This window comes from Rahnella rivi (assembly GCF_019049655.1).
GTDB classification, from domain to species: Bacteria; Pseudomonadota; Gammaproteobacteria; order Enterobacterales; family Enterobacteriaceae; genus Rahnella; species Rahnella rivi.
Genome location: NZ_JAFMOX010000062.1, coordinates 181,258 through 203,974, shown reverse-complemented (window position 1 = coordinate 203,974; position 22,717 = coordinate 181,258). Strand labels below are relative to the sequence as shown.

Here is a 22,717-nt window from a genome sequence, read left to right as displayed (position 1 = left end):
CCATGAAGCGCATTTTTGTGTCTGAAATACGCCCGTTGAAACCGAAAAGTGCGCTTCTCCCCCGCCCTTCATCAGAATCTCATCACACTATGCTATAACTGGCATTCGCTTTAGCCACGAAATTAACCTCATGAAAGATAATAGTATTTACTCTCCTCAGGCGTCTGTGCCGGAAAAATCACGGGTGCTGGGCTGGTCTGATTTATTCTCGCTGTGGTTCTCGCTCGGCATGGGCCTGATGGTATTGCAGGCCGGGGCGATTCTGGCACCGGGGCTCGGGCTTGCAGGATCGCTGGCGGCGATTGTGCTGGGTTCTGCCGTCGGTGTTGCGCTGCTGGCGCTGGTCGGGGTGATCGGCGGGCAAACCGGCATGTCTTCGATGGCGTCGCTAAAACTGAGCCTCGGCAAACGCGGTGTGGCGCTGCCGGTGCTGTTCAATCTGATCCAGCTGATCGGCTGGGGCGCGTTTGAAATTGTGGTGATGCGCGATGCGGCCAGCCTGCTGGCAAAACGGGCCTGGGGCGACGGCAGCTTTTGGGCGAATCCAACCCTGTGGACGTTTATTTTCGGCATCGTCGCTACCTTGCTGGCGGCCAGCGGTCCGCTGGCATTTATCCGCGTGGTGCTGCGCCGCTGGGGGATCTGGTTACTGTTGGCGAGCTGCGCGTGGCTGACCGGTTATCTGTTCCTGCACGCGGATTTATCGATGCTGTGGCATAACGCCGGGAACGGTTCGATGCCGTTCGCGCTGGCCTGCGACATCGTGGTGTCGATGGCATTTTCATGGCTGCCGCTGGTGTCGGATTACACCCGTTTTGGCAAGTCTGCGCGGCAAAATTTCTGGGGTACCGCCTGCGGATATTTCCTCGGCAGCGTATGGATGATGTCTCTCGGCGTCGCGTATACGCTGGCGTTTGTCAGCACCTCAGCCGATGCCAATGCGCTGCTGCTGGCGCTGTCAGGCGTGGCGCTGGGTATTCCGCTGCTGCTGATTCTGGTGGATGAACACGAAAACGCATTTGCGGATATTCACTCGGCGGCGGTATCGGCGGGCACATCGGTGCCGGTCAGCGTCGGGAAACTGACGTTGGGCATCGGCCTGCTGTGTACGCTGATCGCCTGGTCGGTGCCGCTGACGCAATACGAAAACTTCCTGCTGCTGATTGGTTCGGTCTTTGCACCGCTGTTCGGCGTGGTCTTGACGCATCATTTTGTGCTGCGTCGCCAGACTAACGAGAATCTGAATCTGCGCTCGGTCGCGGCCTGGTTTACGGGGATCGCGGTCTATCATCTGATGGCGAATCTGCTGCCTGATGTCGGCGCAACTATTCCGTCGCTGCTGGTGGCGGGGCTGATGTGCTGGGGGTTGGGGCGCAAAGTCTGAACTAAGAAAACCGCCCCTCAGGGCGGTTCCTTAATTACTACAAACCAGATCCCATGTTGACGTTAATCTTGATATCAGAAACGTTAACGTTCCATCCACCATTCTCAGTCGTCATCAAAGAACCCAGCACAACGATCAGTGCATAAATACACTTTTTCATTGTTGCGGCCTTTTACAACCGCGTTTCACCAATAAGCACCGGGACCGACTGGAGAAGAACAAACAGCATCTGGACTGATTGTCCCCGCGGTACTCAAGTGCTAATTTCAAGCCCGGTGACCCGCCGCTAAACGGGCAAACTAGCCCCGCGCAGATGCTACCATCATGCCTATGATATTTGTAAGGTTATTGATCATAATTTAAGCTTGCGGGGAATTCTTCACTTAGGTATATTTACCCGGTCTGGGCTGCTTGTCCCGCTTATTTAAGCAAATGAAAATTGAGAAAGCTTAGCGCTAACTGAACTTCCTCAACAAAAAAACCGCTCTTTGAAGCGGTTTTTTTGTGCCTGAAATTCAGCCCTTACAGTCTCATTTCCCCTGCCCGAAAAAATCGTTGTACAGCATATAAAGGTGCGCCGCGCTCCATGAGAAGTTGGGTGCGCCCTGCTGCTGGCCGGTGAGCGGGTTGTAGTTTTCGCGGATCGGACCGTCGGTCACCAGGCCGTCGGCGTGGTCGAAGAAGGCCTGCGCCATGGCGATAGCATCGTTGCGGTAACCGTATTGCTCCATGCCTTTCAGGCCGAAATAGAGCTGATCGACCCACACGCGCCCGCGCCAGTAAATGTCGGCACCGAACGCCGGATTGGTCAGTGCGGCGGTGCCGAGCGGCACATAGGTGTTGAATTCGCGCCCATCTTTCATCACTTTGACCACGGCGTCGGCATGCGCCTGCGTCGCTGCGCCGTTAAACAACGGTGACCAGCCTTCCGGGCCTTTGCCGCGTTCGACTATCGGTTTGCCCGCGCAGCCGTTAGCCAGCGGTTTCTCTTCAATGCGGATGTCATAGAAAAAGCCGCTGCGGCTGTCGAACATGCAGGTATTGATGTATCCGGCCAGTTTGACGGCTTTCGCACTAAAATCTGCGGCTTCGGTTTTCTTGCCCAAAATGCCGGCAATGTCGGCCATGTACTTGTTGTCGCTGTACATATAGCTGGCTTCATCGACCGATTCCTGTAGCAGTGAATATCCCAGCAGCGTTCCGTCATCAGAACGGTTTTCGGCGAATTTAACCTGCCAGTCTTGTTTTTTACCGCCATTTTTGATGTATTTCGCCAGCTGATCGGCGTCGATGAAACCAAAGGCCGCCGCATCGTCCCTCCCCGATTCCCATGAAGCCGCCACCTGCGCCGGAATTTCTATGCTGTCGTACTGACCGGATTTCACCACGCGGTCATAGTTTTTCAACCCGGATTCGGTCTGTTCTTTCTTCCCTTCCCGAACGGTAAACAGCATGCTGCCGTCGGCGGTATTGTGCGCTTTATCGCGCGTTGCGCCGTATTCCGGCACGCCGTTATGGTTGTGATCGCGGTTGCGCAGCCACCAGTCATGATAGGCGACCAGTTTCGGGTACATCTCTTCCAGCCACTGTTTATCACCCGTCGTTTTGTAGACTTCCATCACCGACCACGCCGCCAGGCTCGGCTTGGTGTTGCGCTCATTCCAGTTGGTGCCGTCGCCACCGCGCTCAGGACTTGTGTTATAGGCGATGAGATCGGGTACAAAACCGGCATCCCACGGGCGGACCGTATCGCCGGGTGGGATCTGAAACGCGAACACGGCGCGGATATTGTTTTTCGCCACGTCAGGATTGAAATGTGCCATCGCGTAAGCCTGTTTCCAGGTGTCCCACGGCCAGGTCTGATTGCCGGAGAACCAGCGGCCGGTGACAGACGGCGTCACGGAATCAAATCTCATTACGCCCGCCGCGCCGCGCCAGTTACCGTTAAGGGTTTCGATGGCTTTAACCGCCACACGTTCCTGCGCCGGTGTGGCGTGCGGGTTGGTCAGCCCGCGGGTCAGATATTCTTCCCAGCGCTGTTGTGAGGCCGCCAGAAAACGTTGCGGATGCGCCAGAATACCGGCGATCTCAGGCTGCTCTTTCTGTACCTCACCGGCGGTCAGCAGATGCGAATAGGTGGTGTAAATCGTGGTGGAACCGGCGATGTTGGCTTTCGCGTTAAACTGATGCCCTGCCACTGTCGTCTGCATCGGCAGGGATTTGTGGATCTGGTATTCCGACTCGCCCGACGTCATCAGGCTGGAGGCCTCGCGCACTTTCCCGAAGGTCACGCGCAGGCCGTCAGCCGTCGGCAGGATTTTGCGGGTATAGCCCGGATATACCTGTTCGATGGTTTTATCCGACGGCGGTTTCCCCTCCTGAGCGCGCAGGTTTTCCAGTAATGCGCCGTCCCAGACCAGTTCCAGCGGGGAATCGGTGGTGATTTTGGTTTCCAGTAACGAGGTGCGGGCGGTGACAAAACGCAGCGTCATGTCGACGCGAATGCCGGGCGCGGTCAGCGTCTGGATCAGCGCGCCGGGAATGCTGTACGCCTCCATGCTGAGCGCCACTTTCTGACCGTTTTTGAAGATCGTCAGCCGGTCAAAGTTATCCGCCATAAAGTTGATGTATTCTTCGGTCAGCAGCGCCGGGCCGGGAAATCCGCCCATGCCTTCCGGCCCGGCCGGTAATAAATGTCCGTGCCACGCGCCGTCATCAAATAAAGGATTGAAACGCTGATGCTCATCGAAATCATAATCGAGCATATAATGCGGCGCGCCGGTGCGGTTAATGACGTTTTTATAAGACTCAGCCTGCAATGGCTTTGCCGTTTCAGCGACCGCATTGCCGGAAATAAATAAGACAGACGAAATAAATAAGGCAAGGATTTTAACGCTGCTGATATTTTTCATTATGATTTACCCCAATAGAAATATTGCATCAGAAATATCGAATTACTGGCGCCGGTATTGTCGTTGCTCATATAAAATTTACTGTCTAATGCGGTCGCGAACCGGCCACCATAATATTCGTACCAGATACCGGCCTGTGCGTAGGAAGTGGTGGTAGCCGCCGCGTTATCGAGACGGTGTTCGGCGTAGCTGTAGGCGGTTGAGAAATACAGGCCGGACACCGCTTCGACCATCGCGCTGACCATCATGCCCGATTCGCTGCCGGGCTGATTGCCATCGCCTTTGCCGGTGTGATGCCACACACGTCCGGCGAGGTTTTTGCCCTGTAAACCCGCAAGCACCAGCTGTCCGGTGCCGTCGGTGAGTTCGAGGCCGTTGAGCAGCGTCAGCCCGTCGGTCAGATCGTATTGCGTGTAACCGTTAACCATCGCCCGGTACGTGTATTTATCTGAATAACGGTCATATTTGCCAAAATGCAGCAGCGCCTTACTTTCATCAACGCGGCTTTCCGGCGCGGCGGTCACGCTGTAGCGGAACTTGCCGGTGAGGTTCTGGATTTTCGCCGCCTGCGTTAAATCGCGGGTATTGGGAATGACGTAACCGTATTCCGGCGTGAAATCGCCCCACCATTGCAGGTCATCCAGCGAGGAGTCATTGCGCATGCTGAGGATCATCTCGGTGCCGTTATCGGTGCGGTAGCCGCCATAAAAACGGTTCAGGCCGCCTTCAAATCCGCCCCAGCTGTGATCGGGCACCCAGGCATTTCCCTGATGGTCGGCCTGCACTGTCCAGCCTTCGCCATAAATAAGCCCGAACCAGTGGCCGCTTTGTATTTCCAGACCGCCTTCGATATAGGTACCGTCGCTGTATTTATGCTGGTCCTGACCCTTTAAATACACGCTGCCTCCACCGCCCATTTCGCCATAAAACCGGTAAGCGGTTGCCTCTGCGTTTTTTGGCGTTATTTCCGGTGGGGTTAACATATTATGTTCGGCGGGAACCACAGATTCCTGCGCCCATAAATTCATTGGTGAGGTGAATAATAAAAATATGAGTATTTTATTGAGTGATATTTTCTTCATCGGTATGCGCATCGCTCAGGGTGAGTGGGCTGAAAGTGAGCCAGAAATTAAAACGCATACTAGTAAATATTTTACTAAAATATACTTAAATATCGGTAAAGCGTTAACCGGGTCACACTGCATTTTTGCAGCCCTGCGCGCATGCGGCGTGTATACATGCGTCCGCGTAGCCATTAAGCTAACCGCCTGATTTACTGATAACCCTGGACTGAGACGCTGATGGCAACATTAAAGGAAATCGCTGAGGCCGCGAACGTATCCGTTGCGACGGTTTCACGCGTGCTGAATGACGATCCGAGCCTGAGCGTAAAAGCGCAGACCCGGCAGAAAATTCTGGAAGCGGCAGAACGCCTGGAATACAAACTGTCGTCGGCCAGGCGCAACGCCACCCACCGCATGACGTTTGCCGCGCTGTTCACTTACCGCCAGGGGCTGGAAATTGATGACCCTTATTATCTTTCCATGCGCTATGGCATTGAAACACAATGCGAAAAACTCGGCATTACGCTGGTTTCCGGCTACGACTTTACCGGCGATAAAGCCCTGCCGTCTGCCGAGGGCTTTCTGGTTATCGGACAGCCGCAGGCCGCGCTTCATCAGCAACTCAGTCAGCAATCCCTCCCGGTCGTGTTTATTGATGGCGTGATGGACGATCCGCAGTCCGACTGTGTGAATGTCGATCTGTTTAAGATCAGCCAGAAGGTGATCGATTTCTTCATAGGGCAAGGCTATTCGAGGATCGGGTTTATCGGCGGGCGCGATGAACCTGAATTTGCCGATCAGCGCGAGCAGGCTTTTGTGGAATATGGCCGGCTGAAAAATGTGGTGCAGGCAGAGGATATTTATTACGGCGATTTCACCAGCCAGTCCGGCTACCAGTGCGCCAAAAAAATGCTGCTGGACAACAGGCAGTACCCTCCGGCGCTGCTGATTGCCACCGATACCATTGCGCTGGGCGTGACGCGTGCGCTGCTGGAGCACGGCGTGAAAATCCCGGAGCAGATCGCGCTGATCAGCGTCAACGACATCCCGACCGCACGCTTTGTTTTCCCTTCTTTATCAACGGTGCGCATTCATTCCGAAACCATGGGCGCGCAGGCGGTTAACCTGCTGACCGAGCGCCTGCGTGATGACCGCAACGTGCCGCTTTCCGTATTTGTCCCCAGCTCATTGCAGTTGCGCGATACCACCCGCCGCTGATCCCGCCCTGCCGGTTCACACCTTCTGACGCCCTGCTTTTTCCGATCGGGCAGGCGTCAAAGGGATCGCCGACGATCGTTAAAAATTAACTGCCTGATCCCCCGCCGCTTTTTTTAATTAGTGTGATCCCTCAGACAATCGGTAAATGTTTTTAGTTATTTTTACTAAATATTTACTATCTTATTTCCCATAGATACACGTCTCAGGAGAGATCACGTGAATAATTGGGAAAACATCGACAAGCAGTCAGAACACCGTTTACCACCGAGGGCCAGTTTTTTCAGCTATGAGAATGCGCAACAGGCGCTGCGCTTTGACCGCGCTGCCAGCCACTGTTTTCAGTTGCTCAGCGGTCGCTGGCAGTTTGCCTATTTTGATCACCCGGCGTTAGTGCCGGACGCATTTTACAACCAGCCGGTGACGGGCTGGGGCGATATCGCCGTGCCCGGAATGTGGCAGATGGAAGGCCACGGCCAGCTGCAATACACCGACGAAGGTTTCCCGTTCCCGATCGACATTCCTTTCGTGCCCGCCAGTAACCCGACCGGCGCGTATCAGCGGACGTTTAGCCTCGATGCCGCGTGGGCAGGCAAACAGATCATCATCAAATTCGACGGCGTCGAAACCTACTTCGAAATCTACGTGAACGGCCATTATGCCGGGTTCAGCAAAGGCAGCCGCCTGTGCGCGGAATTTGATATCAGCGCGTTTGCGGTTCAGGGCGAAAACCTGCTGTCGGTGCGCGTCCTGCAGTGGGCGGACTCCACGTATATCGAAGATCAGGACATGTGGTGGATGGCCGGGATTTTCCGCGATGTGTATCTCACCGGCCAAAATCCTGTCCATCTCAATGATTTCACCGTGGTTACCGCGTTCGATGAAAACTACTGCGACGCCGTGCTGAGCATTGATGCCGTTCTGTGTAATTTGCGCGAGCCGGTCAGCGGTTATCGCCTGCATGCGCAGTTATCCGACAATGGCGTCTGTGTGGCGCAATTGTCCGCAGATAACCTGCATATCGGCGATGAAACCCGTTGTCGTCTGGACATACCGGTCAGCCAGCCACGTCAGTGGAACGCCGAACATCCTGAGCTCTATCAGTTGCTGCTGACACTGTATGACGATGCGGGCAAGGTGGTTTCCGTGGTGCCGCAGCGCGTCGGTTTTCGTGATATCTGCGTGCGCGACGGGCTGTTTCACGTCAACGGGCGCTACCTCAAGCTGCACGGCGTTAACCGCCACGACCATGATCACCGCAAAGGGCGCGCGGTCGATATGGCGCGGGTGGAGCGCGATATCATCCTGATGAAACAGCACAACATTAACTCGGTGCGCACTGCCCATTACCCGAACGACCCGCGCTTTTACGAGTTGTGCGACATCTACGGGTTATTCGTCATGGCCGAAACCGATCTGGAAAGCCACGGTTTCGCCAACGTCGGCGATCTGAGCCGCATCACCGACGATCCGCGCTGGGAACACGCCTATGTGGAGCGTATTGAGCGTCATGTGAGGGCGCAAAAAAATCATCCGTCGATCATCATGTGGTCGCTCGGCAACGAATCCGGTTATGGCTGCAATATCCGCGCGATGGCCGCACGCTGCAAAGCACTCGATCCGACGCGTTTAGTTCACTACGAAGAAGACCGCGACGCCGAAGTGACCGACGTCATCAGCACCATGTATTCCCGTGTTTCCATGATGAATGCGTTTGGTGAATACCCGCACGCCAAACCGCGCATCATCTGCGAATACGCCCATGCGATGGGCAACGGCCCCGGCGGATTAGCCGAATATCAGGCAGTGCTCAACCGCCACGCCAGCCTGCAGGGGCATTACATCTGGGAATGGTGCGATCACGGCCTGCTGGAAACCGGCGAAAATGGCCGGATGCGCTACACCTACGGCGGCGATCACGGCGATTATCCCAACAACTACAACTTCTGCATGGACGGGCTGATTTATCCGGACCAAACCCCCGGCCCCGGTCTGCGTGAATATAAACAGGTGCTGTGCCCGGTCGGCGTCAGCCTGAGCGGCGGCGCGCTGCGTGTTAAAAACCGTTACTGGTTCAGCTCACTGGAAGACATTACGCTGTCGCTGACCGTGCAGATGGCCGGTCGCTGTGAAGAAGCCCGCGAAATCACCCTGCCGCATCTGCAACCCGGCGAATCGGAAGAGATTTCCCTGCCGCCATTCACCGCCAGCGGGCAGGAAACTTTCCTCAACGTCAGCATCTGCAAAAACAGCCCGACCGCCTACAGTGACGCAAAGCATCCGCTCGGCCAGTATCAGATGCTGTTGCAGGCGGCGCAGCCTTTGCCTGCTTCGCCGGTTGCCACACGCGTCACCCCGCTGCTTTGCGACGCGCAAAAACATCAGCTGATCGTCAGCGGCGAAAACTTCCGGCTCGAATTCTCCCGCCTCGACGGTGAACTGAAAAGCTGGCAGGTGGACGGCGAAGAAATCCTGGGCCGTGCGCCGAAAATCAACTTCTTCAAGCCGGTCATCGACAACCACAAACCGGAATTCGAAGGCCTGTGGCAACCCCATCATCTGCACATCATGCAGCAGCATTTACGGTCGCTGCGCTGGGAGCGTATGCAGGACGACGTGGTGATCGAAGTGCAAAGCATCATTGCGCCGCCTGTTTTCGATTTCGGTATGCGCTGTACTTATCGCTGGCGGATATCGCCTCAGGGCGCGGTGAGCCTCGATTTATCCGGCACGCCTTATGGCAATTTCAGCCACGTCATCCCGAAAATCGGCCTTGATGTTGGCATCAGCCGCCGCTTCACGCAGGTGGAATATTACGGCCGCGGGCCGGGCGAAAATTATCAGGACAGCCGTCAGGCCAACCTGATCGGCCATTATCAGCAACCGGTGAGCCGTTTATTTGAAAACTACCCGATGCCGCAGGACAACGGCAACCGGCAGGACGTCCGCTGGCTCAGCCTGCGGGATAACGCCGGTCGCGGGATTTTCATTCAGCCGCGCCAGCCGATCAATTTCAGCCTGTGGCCGTACAGTTCGCAGCAACTGCAACAGGCGCAACACATCGACGAACTGACGCCGGACAGCTGCCTGACGCTCAATCTCGATCACAAAATCATGGGGCTGGGTTCTAACTCCTGGGGGTCGGAAGTGCTTGATTCTTACCGCGTCTATTTCTCTGCATTCCGCTACGGCTTCACGCTGGTGCCGTTCCGCCAGCAGGACACCGACAGCCAGCACCTTGCGGAATTCACCTTTCATACCGGGGAGGAAAACTGATGATTATTCTCGACTCTTTACATGAATTTGAGCGGCTGTATCGCAGCGGAAAGAAATGGCAGCGCTGCAGGGAAGCCATCAATAACCTGGAAAATATTCGTCCCGGCGTTTTCCATTCTGTCGGCGATTCGCTGGTTTACCGGCTAACCAGCGGCAGCGAAAAACAACGGACGGAATTCGAAGGTCACCGCCGTTATTTCGATGTGCATTATTACCTCGAAGGGGCAGAAGAAATCGAGTTTGCCGCGAAATCTGCCCTGCACGGCGTGGCGCCTTATGACGATGAGACTGACCGTGAATTTTTTAGCGGCCAGGGTGAAACAGTCAAAGTGAATAAAGGCAGCGTGATCATTTTTGAAAATCATGAAGCCTGCCGGTTCAGGCCGGAAAAAGACGTCAGAAAAATCATCTTACAGGTGACTATCGAAGAGAGTTATTTCGTTAATAAATAATAAAAAACAATAAAACCCTTACCCTATAAACATCGCAGTTGGAGAGTTTCTATGGCCGGATCGAGCAGAAACACAATCGGCAAATTTGGATTGTTATCCATGACATTTGCCGCCGTTTTTAGCTTCAACAATGTCATTAATAACAATATTCAGTTGGGCATCGCGTCTGCGCCCGTTTTTCTGGTGGCGACAATCCTCTATTTCATCCCGTTTTGTCTGATCATCGCCGAGTTTGTTTCGCTGAATAAAAACTCGGAAGCCGGAGTTTACGCCTGGGTAAAAAGCGCGCTCGGCGGACGCTGGGCATTTATGACCGCCTATACCTACTGGTTCGTGAATTTATTTTTCTTCACCGCGCTGCTGCCGCGCGTGATTGCCTACGCCTCGTACGCCTTTTTAGGCCATGACTATATTTTCACGCCAGTCACCACGGCTATTATCAGCATCTGCCTGTTTGCCTTTTCCACGCTGATTTCCAACAGCGGCGCGAAATTACTCGGGCCGATGACGTCGGTGACCTCGACATTAATGTTGCTGCTGACGTTCTCTTATATTGTGCTGGCAGGCGCAGCACTGATCGGCGGCGCTGAACCGGCCAATCCGATTAACGTCGAGGCCATGACGCCGCATGTTAACTGGGCATTTTTAGGCATTATTGCGTGGATATTTCAGGCCGCCGGCGGCGCGGAATCGGTCGCGGTGTACGTGAATGACGTCAAAGGTGGCAGCCGCGCGTTCGTGAAAGTCATCATTATTTCCGGGCTGGTGATCGGCGTGCTGTATTCCATCGCCTCCTTGTTAATTAACGTGTTTGTGGCACAGTCTGCGCTGCATTTCACCGGCGGCACCGTGCAGGTATTCGAAGGGTTATCGGCGCACTTTGGTTTACCGGCGGTGATGATGAACCGCTTCGTCGGCGTGGTATCTTTCACCGCGATGTTTGGCTCATTGCTGATGTGGACGGCCGCGCCGGTCAAAATATTCTTTACTGAAATTCCTAAGGGGATTTTTGGCGAGAAAACGATTCGTCTGAATAAACACGGTGTCCCGACGCGTGCGGCGTGGATCCAGTTTCTTATCGTCATTCCGCTGATGCTCATTCCGACGCTCGGCTCCAACAGCGTACAGGAATTAATGAACACACTGATCAACATGACCGCCGCGGCATCGATGCTGCCACCGCTGTTTATTATGCTGGCCTATCTGAATCTGCGGCTGAAATACGACTGCGTTGAACGCGATTTTAAAATGGGATCGAGAATGCAGGGGATCGCCATCGTCAGTACGCTGATTGTGATTTTCACCGTCGGCTTTATCGCCTCGACCTTCCCGACCGGTGCCAGCATTATTACCATTGTGTTTTATAACGTCGGCGGACTGGTGTTATTCCTCGGCTATGCCTGGTGGAAATACAATAAATATTCCAAAGGGCTGGATGAGAATACCCGTTACCACGAGGATACGCCGCTGGCGAGAATTGTGCTGGAATCGCAAAATGAAACCGCACGTCTGAAAGAAGCGACGGTTGCCAAATCGCTGTCAGGGGCGTAACGGGAAAAAAGAGAGACATAAAAAAACCGCCTGAGAAGGCGGTTTTGTTTTTTTCCGAACCCGACCTTACAGCGCGATATCTGCGGGCAGATTGGTTTCTTCCTGCGCATGGGCGTCGAGCGGGCGCAGTTGCACCACGTCGGCGACCGGCGTCGTTTTCATCGACGGGATATCGAGTTGCAAAATACGGCTGGTATCGAGCAGCTCTTTCTCGGTGGCTTCTACGTTTCCGTTCAGTTTGGTGCCATAAGACGGAATGATTTCGCGGAATTTAGCCTGCCACGCCGGGCTGGCCGCTTTCTCTTTGAAGACCGTTTCCAGCAACTTCATCATGATCGGAGCCGCCGTTGATGCTCCCGGCGATGCGCCCAGCAACGCGGCGATGCTGCCATCTTGTGCGCTGACCACTTCGGTACCCAGACGCAGAACCCCGCCATGCTTGCCATCTTTTTTGATGACCTGCACGCGCTGCCCGGCAACCCAGCGTTTCCAGTCTTTCTGCTCGGCCTGCGGGAAGAACTCCTTCAATGCCGCATGACGATCGTTATCGCTGAGCATCACCTGCCCGACCAGATATTTCACCAGATCGAAGTTACCCATACCGACGTGAGTCATCGGCAGCAGGTTGGAGCTGTTCACGCTGCCAAACAGATCCCACAGGGAACCGTTTTTCAGGAATTTACTGGAGAAGGTGGCGAACGGCCCGAACAACAGAACCTGTTTGCCATCGATAATACGGGTATCCAGATGCGGCACGGACATCGGCGGTGCGCCAACGGCGGCTTTGCCGTAAACCTTCGCCAGATGACGTTTCACCACGTCCTGATTTTCTGTTACCAGGAACTCGCCGCCCACCGGGAAACCGCCGTAGTCACGCGCTTCCGGAATACCGGATTTTTGCAGCAACGTCAGCGACGCCCCGCCCGCACCGATGAACACAAATTTCGCGTTCACGACGTGGTGTTTGTGGCTGTGGCGGAGATCGGTGATGGTGACGCGCCAGCTTCTGTCCGGATTGCGCTGGATATCGCGCACTTCCTGACCGTTCGCCAGCGTGAAATTGGATTTTTTCTGCAACGCCTCGACCAGCTGGCGGGTTACCTCGCCGAAGTTGACGTCGGTGCCTGCGGTGGTGCGGGTGGCTGCCACTTTTTGCGCCGGATCACGGCCTTCCATGACTGCCGGGATCCACTGTTTGATTTGTTCCGGGTCTTCTGAATATTCCATCCCACGGAACAACGTACTTTCCTGCAACGCGGTGAAACGTTTGCGCAGAAAATCGATGTTTTCATCGCCCCAGACAAAGCTCATGTGCGGCACGCTGTTGATGAAGGAGCGCGGATTATTCAGCACGCCTTTCTGCACCTGATACGCCATGAACTGGCGGGAAACCTGAAACGCTTCGTTGATCGCCACCGCTTTGGTGATATCGACAGATCCGTCCTGCTTCACCGGGGTGTAATTCATTTCTGCCAGCGCGGAATGGCCGGTACCGGCATTATTCCAGCCGTTTGAGCTTTCCTGCGCCACGCCGTCCATACGTTCGATCATATGGATCGACCAGTCTGGCTCCAGCTCCTGAAGGTAGGTCCCCAGGGTGGCACTCATAATTCCGCCGCCGACCAGCAATACATCAACGGATTTTTCGTCTTCTGCGGCCGCAGGCTCGCTGGCACCCAGTGAGTCACGGTTGAGAAGCATACCAAGTATCTTTCTCATGACGTCTGTTTCTCTAAATGTTCAGTTCTGTTTTTGGCGATTCGTTTAAGAATATTGTTATGGCTTCGAACAAGAAATTAGCAAAAAAACACGCGGGATCGTTACTGAAACTTCATTTTTTCAAATGACAGCAACGAATATAACATTATCACTACATAATTTAAAAAAGGATTTAACCTTTCAAAAAAAGAGGAGATGCGCCAGGCAGATCATCATGCAGGCCGCAGCCTGTCTGGTTTTTCGGAGATTTCAGCCCCTGTTCAGCGCGGATTTTTAGCGTACAAAGAACGCGCAATTCGTGCTAAATCGGGTTGGGGAGGGACAGCGTGCGCAGAGCAAATGTTAAAAAGGCGCGGTTGCCCGCGCCTTTACGATGGTTTTGTTAACAAATCAGATCAGAGCGCGACGTCAGCCACCTGCTTCTGCTCTTCACCCTTTTTCGGAGCAGAAGAGTTGTCAGCCGCCGGAGCCGGTTCTGCCGCTTTCGGCTGCGGGTTGTCGAGCATCAGAACGCGGCTGGTGTCGCCCAGTTCTTTCTCGGTTGCCGCCACGTTGCCGTTCAGTTCGGTGCCGTAAGAAGGGATGATTTCCTTCAGTTTGGCCTGCCATTCTGGCGTCGCGACTTTGTCTTTGAACACTTTTTCCATCAGATGCAGCATGATCGGTGCGGCGGTGGATGCGCCAGGAGAAGCGCCCAGCAGCGCGGTAATGCTGCCATCTTTCGAGCTGACCACTTCGGTGCCAAGGCGCAGAACGCCGCCTTCTTTCTCATCTTTTTTGATGATCTGCACACGCTGACCGGCTTCCCACAAACGCCAGTCTTCTTTCTTCGCATCCGGGAAGTATTCACGCAATGCATCGAAACGGTCGTCGTCGGACAGCATCACCTGGCTGACCAGATATTTCACCAGATCGAAGTTGTCGATGCCCACGTGGGTCATCGGCATGATGTTGGAGAAATTCACGCTGCCGAACAGATCCCACAGGGAACCGTTTTTCAGGAATTTGCTGGAGAAGGTAGCGAACGGCCCGAACAGCAGAACCTGTTTGCCATCCAGAATACGGGTGTCGAGGTGCGGAACGGACATCGGCGGCGAGCCGACAGACGCTTTACCGTACACTTTTGCCAGATGACGTTTCACCACGTCCGGGTTTTCAGTCACCAGGAATTCGCCGCCGACCGGGAAGCCGCCGTAGTTATCCGCTTCAGGAATACCGGATTTTTGCAGTAACGTCAGGGACGCGCCGCCTGCGCCGATAAACACGAATTTGGCTTTGATGACGCTTTCTTTGCCGTCGTTTTTCAGGTCAGCCACGGTGACGTCCCAGGTGTTATCCGGGTTACGTTTGATGTCACGCACTTCATGGCCGAGGCTCAGGGAGAAGTTAGGTTTCTTCTGCAACGAGGCCACCAGCTGGCGGGTGATTTCGCCGAAGTTCACGTCGGTACCGATCGGAATGCGGGTCGCAGCGACTTTTTGCGCCGGGTCACGCCCTTCCATCACCAGCGGGATCCACTGTTTGATTTGCGCCGGGTCTTCTGAATATTCCATGCCACGGAACAGCGTGCTTTGTTGCAGCGCCGCAAAACGTTTACGCAGGAAATTGATGTTGTCATCACCCCACACAAAACTCATGTGCGGCGTGCTGTTGATGAAAGAGCGCGGGTTGTGCAGTACGCCGTTCTCAACCTGATAGGTCCAGAACTGACGGGAAATCTGGAAGGATTCGTTGATTTCGACCGCTTTGGAGATATCGATACTGCCGTCGGTTTTTTCCGGCGTGTAGTTCATTTCTGCCAGCGCAGAGTGACCGGTACCGGCGTTGTTCCAGCCGTTGGAGCTTTCCAGTGCCACGCCGTCCAGGCGCTCGACCATGTCGATGGACCAGTCTGGCTCTAATTCCTGAAGGTATGTCCCCAGCGTCGCGCTCATAATGCCGCCGCCGATCAGTAACACATCCACGGGCTTTTCATCTTCTGCGAACGCTGACTGACTGAAGGCAACCACGTTAAGGCAGAGGATCATGGCAAGTAACTTTCTCATGACGTCTGTTTCTCTGAATGTTTAGTTTTAGTTTTGCAGGTGAAAGCTATCCAGATTTCCCCTGGATAAACGAAATCAACAACCCGATGCGGTGGGAAACAAGCGATTATTTCCACAGAGTATGAAAGGACAATAATGGGGAGTAACGAAAACTGCGGTGCAGAACGACAATTCAACCACACAAATGTTACCGATTACTCATATTATCGAGATTTCGTAAACATTTTAACATTGCCGTTACGTGCATTAAAAATAGTTTAATACTTTAAATAATTACATAAGTTAGTTCCGTAACGAAACTATCAGCACGTAACTCATGCGATGCGTGCCTGCAACGTGGCGGCGTGCTGCGCCAGAATGGCTGCCGGACTGTGGCCGATCAGCATGAAGTTATAGCCCGAATCACGCCAGTAAATGACGTTCATTTTTTGCCGCACTTCGCTCTGCGGCGCCGTATTGCCAGGGTGTTCGCTGCGCGTGATACACAACGCCATCGGGCCGGAACGCGCATCCAGATAGGTGATTTGCGCGATATCATATTCGTCGTAATGCAACAGGCGGGCATTTTTAAGCTCCGCGCCCTGCACCACCAGCCCCGCCGGGGTTAACGCAATGCCCAGCGTTTTCTGCACCCGCGAGAGCTGGATTTGCTGCTGCTCCACGGAATCACTGACGTCCGCCAGCGTCTGCGCGGAATACAAAGACATGTAATCGGCCACGCGATCGCGCCAGGTGCTTTCGGCGGGCAAGGTGGTGGAATAGCGCCCGGCAAGCAGGCCGACCGCCAGAAAACTCACTGACGCGGCGATCAGGGCACGACGGCTGACGCCGCCCGGGCGGGAAACCGGCGCATCGGGGATGGCATCCAGCGCGGCCTGAAGCCTGCCGACCGGCGCATCCTGCAACATCAGGCCAAAGGCATCGTGGAAAGGCAAATTACTGCGCGCCATCTGCGCCAGACGCTCGCCGAGCACGTCATCACGCGCCAGTTGCTGATCAAACTGCGCGCGCTGTTTTTCACTCAGACGGTTATCGAGATACGCGACTAACACTTCATCGGAAAATGGCGAAGATAAGGTTTCACCGTTCATTTTTTCTCTCCCTGTCGTGACGACTTACCGGCATGTTGTGCCAGCGTCAGCCGGGCGGATGCCAGACGGCTCATAATGGTGCCGACAGGTACGGACAGCGTCATCGCCGCCTCCTGATAGGTAAAACCTTCGACATACACCAGAAAAACCGCGTTCCGCTGGGCTTCCGGCAGGCGTTTCACCCGCTGCATCACCTGCGTGTGCCAGTGCTTATCTTCGAATGAAAACGCATCGGCCGGCGTATCCAGCTCACTGGCATCGACAAATCCCTGCCCCTGACGCACGTGCTGCGCCCTGAGTTCATTGACCCATATGGAATGCAGAATCGAAAACAGCCAGCGATCGACTCCGGCGCTGTCCACCACGTGCGCGCTGCGTTCCAGCGCACGCACGCAGGTGGACTGCACCAGATCGTCGGCCACATCGCGCTTATGCGATAACACCATCGCATAGCGCCAGAGGCGGGCCAGACACTGGCTCAGTTCGTGACGTAAGTCTGTGGGTGAGATTTATCGTTTCCCCGTTTTCAGGATTCAGGATGCCCGTCAATGGCGGCGCTGAGATCACGATACTCTTCGCAACCGGTGCCGCATAAGCCTTTGATGGTGGCCAGCTGGGCTTTGGCAAGATCGGGACGCCCTTTAATCATATAAGCCTCGCCGAGATATTCCCGGACTTTGGCGTAATTAGCGTCAATGGCGATCGACTTCTGATAATAGCTGATGCCTTCATCGGTGCGCCCGAGTTTACGGGTGGCATAGCCGCGATAGTTCCACGCCTCTTTGGTGTTCTGATCTTTGAGCGTATTCAGCACGGTCAGCGCTTCCTGATAACGGCCTGTTTTCGCCAGATGATAGGCGTACTGCGTTTTATCCTGATCGGAAATCATGCTGCCTTTATCCACCATACAGCTTTTGGTTTTGCTGTCGTAGATTTGCCCCTTCGGGCAGTCCGGCGTTTTTTTCGCGTCGGAATCGTCGCCCATCGCGTGGGCAACGCCCGCGAACAGCAGCAAATTAGCCGCCAGGCAAGCCACTGACAGCGCGTTAACCGTTTTTTTCGTCTTCATGATGATGTCCTGTAGGGTACACATTGATGATTTACGGGCGGCTTTCACTGCCCGGTAACATGCGGCGCAGAATGCCGTCGCGCAGAACGTAATGATGGAAAAGTGCCGCCAGGGCATGCACGCCAGCCAGAATAATCAGCGCCCACGCCACGTTGTTATGCAATGAGCCAAAAGTTTTGGTCATCACGCTGTCGAAATTGAAAACATCCGGGATCGGAAATAAACCAAAGAAATAGAAAGGCTCGGCCTGCGACCAGCGGAATAAAAAGCCCAGGGTGATCTGCGCCACCAGCAGTAAATAGAGCGCCAGATGGGTCAGGTGCGAAGCGGCTTTCAGCAGCGTGGGCATGGCAATCGGTTTCTGTTTGCTACGCCCCGTGCTGACGGTGAACAGCCGCCACAGCAGACGCCCGACAATGATCGCCGCCAGCAGAATGCCCACCGAGATATGCACGGATTGCAGCCCTTTACGCAGTGGCGTACCGCGCTCCAGCACTTCCCAGATGTGCGCGCTGGCAAACAGAAAGACCACGGCCAGCGCCGTCAGCCAGTGCAGAAGGATGGTCAGCCCGTCGTAACGGCTGCGAAGAACAGAAGAAGAATTTTGCATAAGAACGGTACCCGTCAGTGTTCGATATGAAGGTAAACACCTGAGCACGGTTTTTTATTCGATGAAAAGAGAAAAATTTTCAAATGAGTGGAAACTGAGCGACCGGCGTGACCGCCCACAGTCAGCGTAATAAAATTCCGAAGCGGGAAAAAATGATACTCACGTGGGTGAAAAATCGCCTATATATAGATTCAGGGCGGCAGATCTTCCCTGACCTGACGCCGAAATTTCACATTGAACCGCGCAAAATATCAGGGTCAGTACAATAAAGATTTATTCCGGGTAGCCGATAACCGTAACGGGCGCTTTATACGTCAAAGGCTGCGCCAGCAATTTATGATTAATGAATTATGAGGTGTGGCAGGTGAGCGAAGTACCCAAAGAGTCGTTTGCTAAGCGTAACACGCTGGCAATATTGTCCGTTTTACGGGATCTGAAAAAAAACCAGACGCTGGTGATGGTCACCCATTCCCGTGGGCAATTTATCAGTAAAATTCTGGACGTGAATGCCGACGGTCATCAGTTCTTATTCGATCTGGGCAGTTCTGATTATGAAAACGGTCTGGCGATGGCCGCAGACACGCTGAGTTTTGTCGCTGAGCCTGCGGGTGCCAAAGTGGAATTCGCCTGCGGAAAAGTGCGTCAGGTCACCTACGACGGCCTGCCTACGTTTATCTGTGATATTCCGCCGGTTCTCTATTTCATTCAACGCCGTGAATATTTCCGCGTGAGCGTACCCTGGCTGCCGGATTACCGTTGCAGCGGTAAATTAGCCGATGCCAGTGACTTTGCTTACCGGGTCAGGGATATTTCCCTCGGCGGTCTGGGGCTGGAGATTGATGGCACCACCCTGCCGGAAATTGCCTCGGGCGAAGTGCTGAAAGATTCGCTGATCCAGCTGGCGGAACTCGGCACCTTTAAACTGGATTTGCAGTATATCGGTTCGATGCCGCGTAAATCGGTGAGCAATAAAGGCGAGACGGTCAGCACCCAGCGGCTGAGCTTTAAGTTTCCGCGTTTGTCACCCGCGCAGGAACGCGACCTGCAACGGGCTATTTTCGAGCTGGAAAAACAACAGCATATAAAAGCGAAGCGTTTCCAGCACGATTAAATACCGGCCAGAAACGTCGGATCAGATAAACATACCGCCTGAAGCTTCGACCCGCTGGGCGGTCATCCAGCCCGCCTCATCACTGAGCATGAGCGCCACCATATCCCCGATATCATCCGGCAATCCGGCGCGGCCCAGCGCAGTGTTACCGGCCACCATTTTATTGACCTCAGGATTGTCGCGAACCATTCCGCCGCTGAAATCCGTTTCAATAGCGCCGGGTGCCAGCACGTTGACGGTAATACCGCGTGCGCCAAGTTCTTTTGCCTGATAGCGGGTCAGCACTTCCACCGCGCCTTTCATGATGGCGTAAGCGGAAGAGCCCGGCAGCGCAAAACGCGCCAGCCCGCTGGATACGTTCAGAATACGGCCCCCGTCAGCCATCAGAGGCAACAGTTTTTGTGTCAGGAAGAACGGCCCTTTCAGGTGGATGTTCATCATCAAATCGAACTGCGCTTCGGTGGTTTTCGCGAAAGACTCGTGCAGCCCGACGCCCGCATTGTTCACCAGAAAATCAAAGGTATCGCGCTGCCAGATCTGCTGAAGCTGGTGGCTGACGCTGGTAACAAACGCATCAAAGCTGCTGCTGTCTCCGGCATCGAGTTTAAGTGCCACAGCCTTGCCGCCCAGCGCCTCGACCGATTTCACCACCGCCTGCGCGGCGTCCTGCTGGCTGTGGTAAGTCAAAATGATGTCCACGCCCTTTCTTGCCAGCTTTTCAACAGCATTCTTGCCTAAACCACGGCTTGCACCGGTCACTATCGCGATTTTACGGTTCATTCCAGACCTCATCATGTTTATGTCACTGCTGCATTGGATGAAATCCAGCCTATTGGATTACGCGCGCGTGATAAATGCCCCATAATGAGTTTCACTGTCTCACTTCAAACAACAATTGGGCAAAATGTGGATAAAATACAATCGATGCAGGTTTTCGTGCGTGTCGCCGAACTGAGCAATTTTACCCGCGCTGCCGAAAGTCTGGGCTTGCCGAAGGGCAGTGTCTCGCGTCTGGTGCAGCAACTGGAAACCCGGATGTCTGCCCGCTTGCTGCACCGCTCGACGCGCCGCGTACAACTGACACAAGACGGCCAGGTGTTTTATCAGCGCTGCAAAGAGCTGCTGGCCAATATGGAAGAGCTGGAATCGATGTTTCAGTCGAATCCGGCCAGCGTCAGCGGGCGGCTGCGGGTGGATATGTCGGTCGGCATGGCTACCCATCTGGTGTTGCCACGGCTGGCGGAGTTTCTCAACCGCTACCCGGCGCTGGAAATCGAACTGAGCAGCACCGATCACCGCGTGGATGTGGTGCGCGAGGGGTTTGACTGTGTGATCCGCTCCGGCACGCTGAAAGATTCCGGGCTGATTGCCCGCCCGCTCGGCGCTCTCAGCATGATCAACTGCGCCAGCCCCGGCTATCTGCAACGCTACGGCACGCCTGAGCACCCCGAACAGCTGGCCCATCACGCGATGGTGCATTACCAGCAAACGCTCGGCAGCCACAGTGATGTCTTTGAGTATCTGGACGGCAAACAGCTGAAAACCGTCAGGAGCGGTGGCGCGGTGACGGTCAACAGCACGGAAACCTACGTAGCCGCCTGTCTTGCGGGTCTGGGCATCATTCAGGTGCCGCTGATGGGCGTACGCGACCCGCTTGCAAACGGCCAGCTGGTCAGTGTCCTGCCGCAATACTGCGCGCCGCCGATGCCGGTCACGCTGGTCTATCCGCACCGCCTTAACCTGTCGCGGCGGGTGAAAGTGTTCATGGACTGGCTGACAGAAATATCCCAAACGTTCATTGCCTGAGCGGTTAAACCGCTGCCCCGTCGCCTGAGCCGCTCAGGTGTCTATACTTAGGGCTGGATGCACTTTTAAGGACAACATGGATCAATGCCCCTCATTTCAAAAGAAGACCTTTCAAAAAACGCCGCGGCTGAGCAGGAAGAAGCGACGCCGCTGATTAACATCAAAACCGGCAATCACACGGTGGATAAAAACATCGGCAGATTTTCGCACCTGGTGGAACACGTCAAATCCTGGGGATGGGTGGCGCATCTGCTGCGCACCACCGAGCGGTTTAATGATCGCCTCGGCAGCCAGTTTGGTGCGGCGATCACTTATTTCTCGTTCCTGTCACTGATCCCGATTTTGATGGTGTCGTTCGCCGCCGTCGGTTTTGTTTTGGCCTCGAATCCGGATTTGCTGGCGGAGCTTATCAATAAGATCGTCAACAGCATCAGCGATCCTAATCTGGCGGCCACGCTGAAAAGTACGGTGAACACGGCGATCCAGCAACGTACCGCGGTGGGATTATCCGGGCTGCTGATTGCGTTGTATTCCGGCATCAGCTGGATGGGGAATTTGCGTGAAGCGATCCGCGCACAGTCGCGCGATGTCTGGGAGCGTAACCCGCAGGATCAGGAGAAAATCTACCGCCGCTATTTCCGTGACTTCGTCTCGCTGACCGGTCTGGTGCTGGCGTTGATCATTACCCTGTCGCTGACCTCCATTGCCGGTTCGGCGCAAAAATCCATTGTGGATGCGCTGGGGCTGGGCGGGATCGAGTGGCTCAGGCCGGTGATGACCAGCATCGCGCTGGTGATTTCCATTGCGGCCAACTATCTGTTGTTCCTGTGGATATTCTGGATGCTGCCGCGTCATAAACCGCGAAAAAAAGCCCTGCTGCGCGGAACGCTGCTGGCGGCGATCGGTTTTGAGGTGATCAAATTTGTGATGACCATGACGCTGCCGCGCCTGGCGACCTCGCCGTCCGGTGCCGCCTTTGGTTCGGTGATCGGCCTGATGGCGTTCTTCTATTTCTTCGCCCGTCTGACGCTGTTTGTCGCCGCATGGATTGCCACCGCGCAGTACAAAGACGATCCGCGCATGCCAGACCGCAAAGATAAGGCCGCGCAGAAAGCAAAAGGGACAACGGTAAACGACAGTGAATACTCGCCTGACCATGTCATCGTGCCAGACGAAATACATATCGCAGACGTTAATACTGACACCAAAGTACAAAAGCAGTGATTAGCACTGAAATAGTCTCTGCGTTACCCTGAAAACCAGAATAACTGACTGAGGCGTGCACTTTTATTTTGCCGTTTTCCAGTCAGTTACTCTGCATTTCATCTGTTCCCCGAACTTATGAAGGGTGAAACAGGATGTTAATAAAACAATCGCCCGATCCCGCCTGAAATGCCCTTTTCCCTGCGCCC

At 54.6% G+C, this 22,717-nt stretch carries 18 protein-coding genes; 9 read left to right on the top strand and 9 right to left on the bottom strand.

From position 1 onward, the window contains the following. Positions 1–130 precede the first annotated feature (130 nt). The gene (cytX, locus tag J1779_RS16210) at positions 131–1,384 is read left to right on the top strand and encodes a putative hydroxymethylpyrimidine transporter CytX (RefSeq protein WP_056775660.1); all 1,254 of its coding nucleotides are present in this window, start codon (positions 131–133) and stop codon (positions 1,382–1,384) included. Between the two features lie 530 nt (positions 1,385–1,914). Here the strand turns inward: cytX and ygjK are convergent. Then, positions 1,915–4,296 (bottom strand): alpha-glucosidase, encoded by a 2,382-nt coding sequence (ygjK, locus tag J1779_RS16205; RefSeq protein ID WP_217204245.1) that lies wholly within the window; start codon positions 4,294–4,296, stop codon positions 1,915–1,917. Further along, a complete protein-coding gene (gene ygjJ / locus J1779_RS16200; protein WP_238485182.1) occupies positions 4,296–5,324 on the bottom strand; it encodes a protein YgjJ in 1,029 nt (342 codons plus the stop codon). Before ygjJ ends, ygjK begins: the two co-directional genes overlap by 1 nt. 22 nt (positions 5,325–5,346) lie before the next feature. Here ygjJ and J1779_RS16195 point away from each other — a divergent pair, with 22 nt between their 5' ends. From J1779_RS16195 to J1779_RS16175, 5 genes are all read left to right on the top strand, one after another. Further along, positions 5,347–5,568 carry a hypothetical protein gene (locus J1779_RS16195; RefSeq protein WP_217204287.1) on the top strand — a complete coding sequence of 74 codons (222 nt, stop codon included), beginning with the start codon at positions 5,347–5,349 and terminating at the stop codon, positions 5,566–5,568. A gap of 29 nt (positions 5,569–5,597) precedes the next feature. After that, the gene (gene ebgR, locus J1779_RS16190; RefSeq protein ID WP_217204243.1) at positions 5,598–6,578 is read left to right on the top strand and encodes a transcriptional regulator EbgR; all 981 of its coding nucleotides are present in this window, start codon (positions 5,598–5,600) and stop codon (positions 6,576–6,578) included. Between the two features lie 216 nt (positions 6,579–6,794). Next, positions 6,795–9,851 (top strand): beta-galactosidase subunit alpha, encoded by a 3,057-nt coding sequence (ebgA, locus tag J1779_RS16185; RefSeq protein ID WP_217204242.1) that lies wholly within the window; start codon positions 6,795–6,797, stop codon positions 9,849–9,851. Beyond that, positions 9,851–10,303, top strand: coding sequence for a beta-galactosidase subunit beta (locus J1779_RS16180; RefSeq protein WP_217204241.1), 453 nt, complete (start codon positions 9,851–9,853; stop codon positions 10,301–10,303). The genes ebgA and J1779_RS16180 overlap by 1 nt, the downstream gene beginning before the upstream one ends. Before the next feature lie 51 nt (positions 10,304–10,354). Continuing rightward, positions 10,355–11,854, top strand: a complete 1,500-nt coding sequence (locus J1779_RS16175) for an amino acid permease (RefSeq protein ID WP_217204240.1) — start codon at positions 10,355–10,357, stop codon at positions 11,852–11,854. Positions 11,855–11,920: 66 nt separating this feature from the next. On the opposite strand, the gene mqo is transcribed toward J1779_RS16175, so the two are convergent. From mqo to J1779_RS16145, 6 genes are all read right to left on the bottom strand, one after another. Continuing rightward, entirely contained in the window at positions 11,921–13,573 is a 1,653-nt protein-coding gene (mqo, locus tag J1779_RS16170; protein ID WP_136375761.1) for a malate dehydrogenase (quinone), read from the bottom strand. Positions 13,574–13,968: 395 nt separating this feature from the next. After that, positions 13,969–15,618 carry a malate:quinone oxidoreductase gene (locus tag J1779_RS16165; protein ID WP_122097227.1) on the bottom strand — a complete coding sequence of 550 codons (1,650 nt, stop codon included), beginning with the start codon at positions 15,616–15,618 and terminating at the stop codon, positions 13,969–13,971. A gap of 314 nt (positions 15,619–15,932) precedes the next feature. Next, the gene (locus J1779_RS16160; RefSeq protein ID WP_217204239.1) at positions 15,933–16,709 is read right to left on the bottom strand and encodes an anti-sigma factor family protein; all 777 of its coding nucleotides are present in this window, start codon (positions 16,707–16,709) and stop codon (positions 15,933–15,935) included. Continuing rightward, positions 16,706–17,155 carry a sigma-70 family RNA polymerase sigma factor gene (locus J1779_RS16155; RefSeq protein WP_238485181.1) on the bottom strand — a complete coding sequence of 150 codons (450 nt, stop codon included), beginning with the start codon at positions 17,153–17,155 and terminating at the stop codon, positions 16,706–16,708. The genes J1779_RS16160 and J1779_RS16155 overlap by 4 nt, the downstream gene beginning before the upstream one ends. An 80-nt stretch (positions 17,156–17,235) precedes the next feature. Beyond that, positions 17,236–17,778 (bottom strand): tetratricopeptide repeat protein, encoded by a 543-nt coding sequence (locus tag J1779_RS16150; protein ID WP_056775682.1) that lies wholly within the window; start codon positions 17,776–17,778, stop codon positions 17,236–17,238. A 31-nt stretch (positions 17,779–17,809) separates the two neighbouring features. Beyond that, positions 17,810–18,388: a cytochrome b gene (locus J1779_RS16145; RefSeq protein WP_122097223.1), complete on the bottom strand. Its 579-nt coding sequence runs from the start codon at positions 18,386–18,388 to the stop codon at positions 17,810–17,812. A 364-nt stretch (positions 18,389–18,752) separates the two neighbouring features. On the opposite strand from J1779_RS16145, the gene J1779_RS16140 reads away from it, so the two are divergent. Further along, positions 18,753–19,499 (top strand): flagellar brake protein, encoded by a 747-nt coding sequence (locus J1779_RS16140; RefSeq protein ID WP_056777153.1) that lies wholly within the window; start codon positions 18,753–18,755, stop codon positions 19,497–19,499. Positions 19,500–19,520: 21 nt separating this feature from the next. Here the strand turns inward: J1779_RS16140 and J1779_RS16135 are convergent, their stop codons facing one another. Then, on the bottom strand, positions 19,521–20,279 hold the full coding sequence (locus tag J1779_RS16135; protein ID WP_217204238.1) for an SDR family NAD(P)-dependent oxidoreductase: 759 nt from the start codon (positions 20,277–20,279) through the stop codon (positions 19,521–19,523). 126 nt (positions 20,280–20,405) lie between these two features. Here J1779_RS16135 and J1779_RS16130 point away from each other — a divergent pair, with 126 nt between their 5' ends. Beyond that, the gene (locus J1779_RS16130) at positions 20,406–21,305 is read left to right on the top strand and encodes a LysR family transcriptional regulator (RefSeq protein WP_217204237.1); all 900 of its coding nucleotides are present in this window, start codon (positions 20,406–20,408) and stop codon (positions 21,303–21,305) included. Between the two features lie 84 nt (positions 21,306–21,389). Next, the gene (yhjD, locus tag J1779_RS16125) at positions 21,390–22,529 is read left to right on the top strand and encodes an inner membrane protein YhjD (RefSeq protein ID WP_056775691.1); all 1,140 of its coding nucleotides are present in this window, start codon (positions 21,390–21,392) and stop codon (positions 22,527–22,529) included. Positions 22,530–22,717 lie beyond the last annotated feature (188 nt).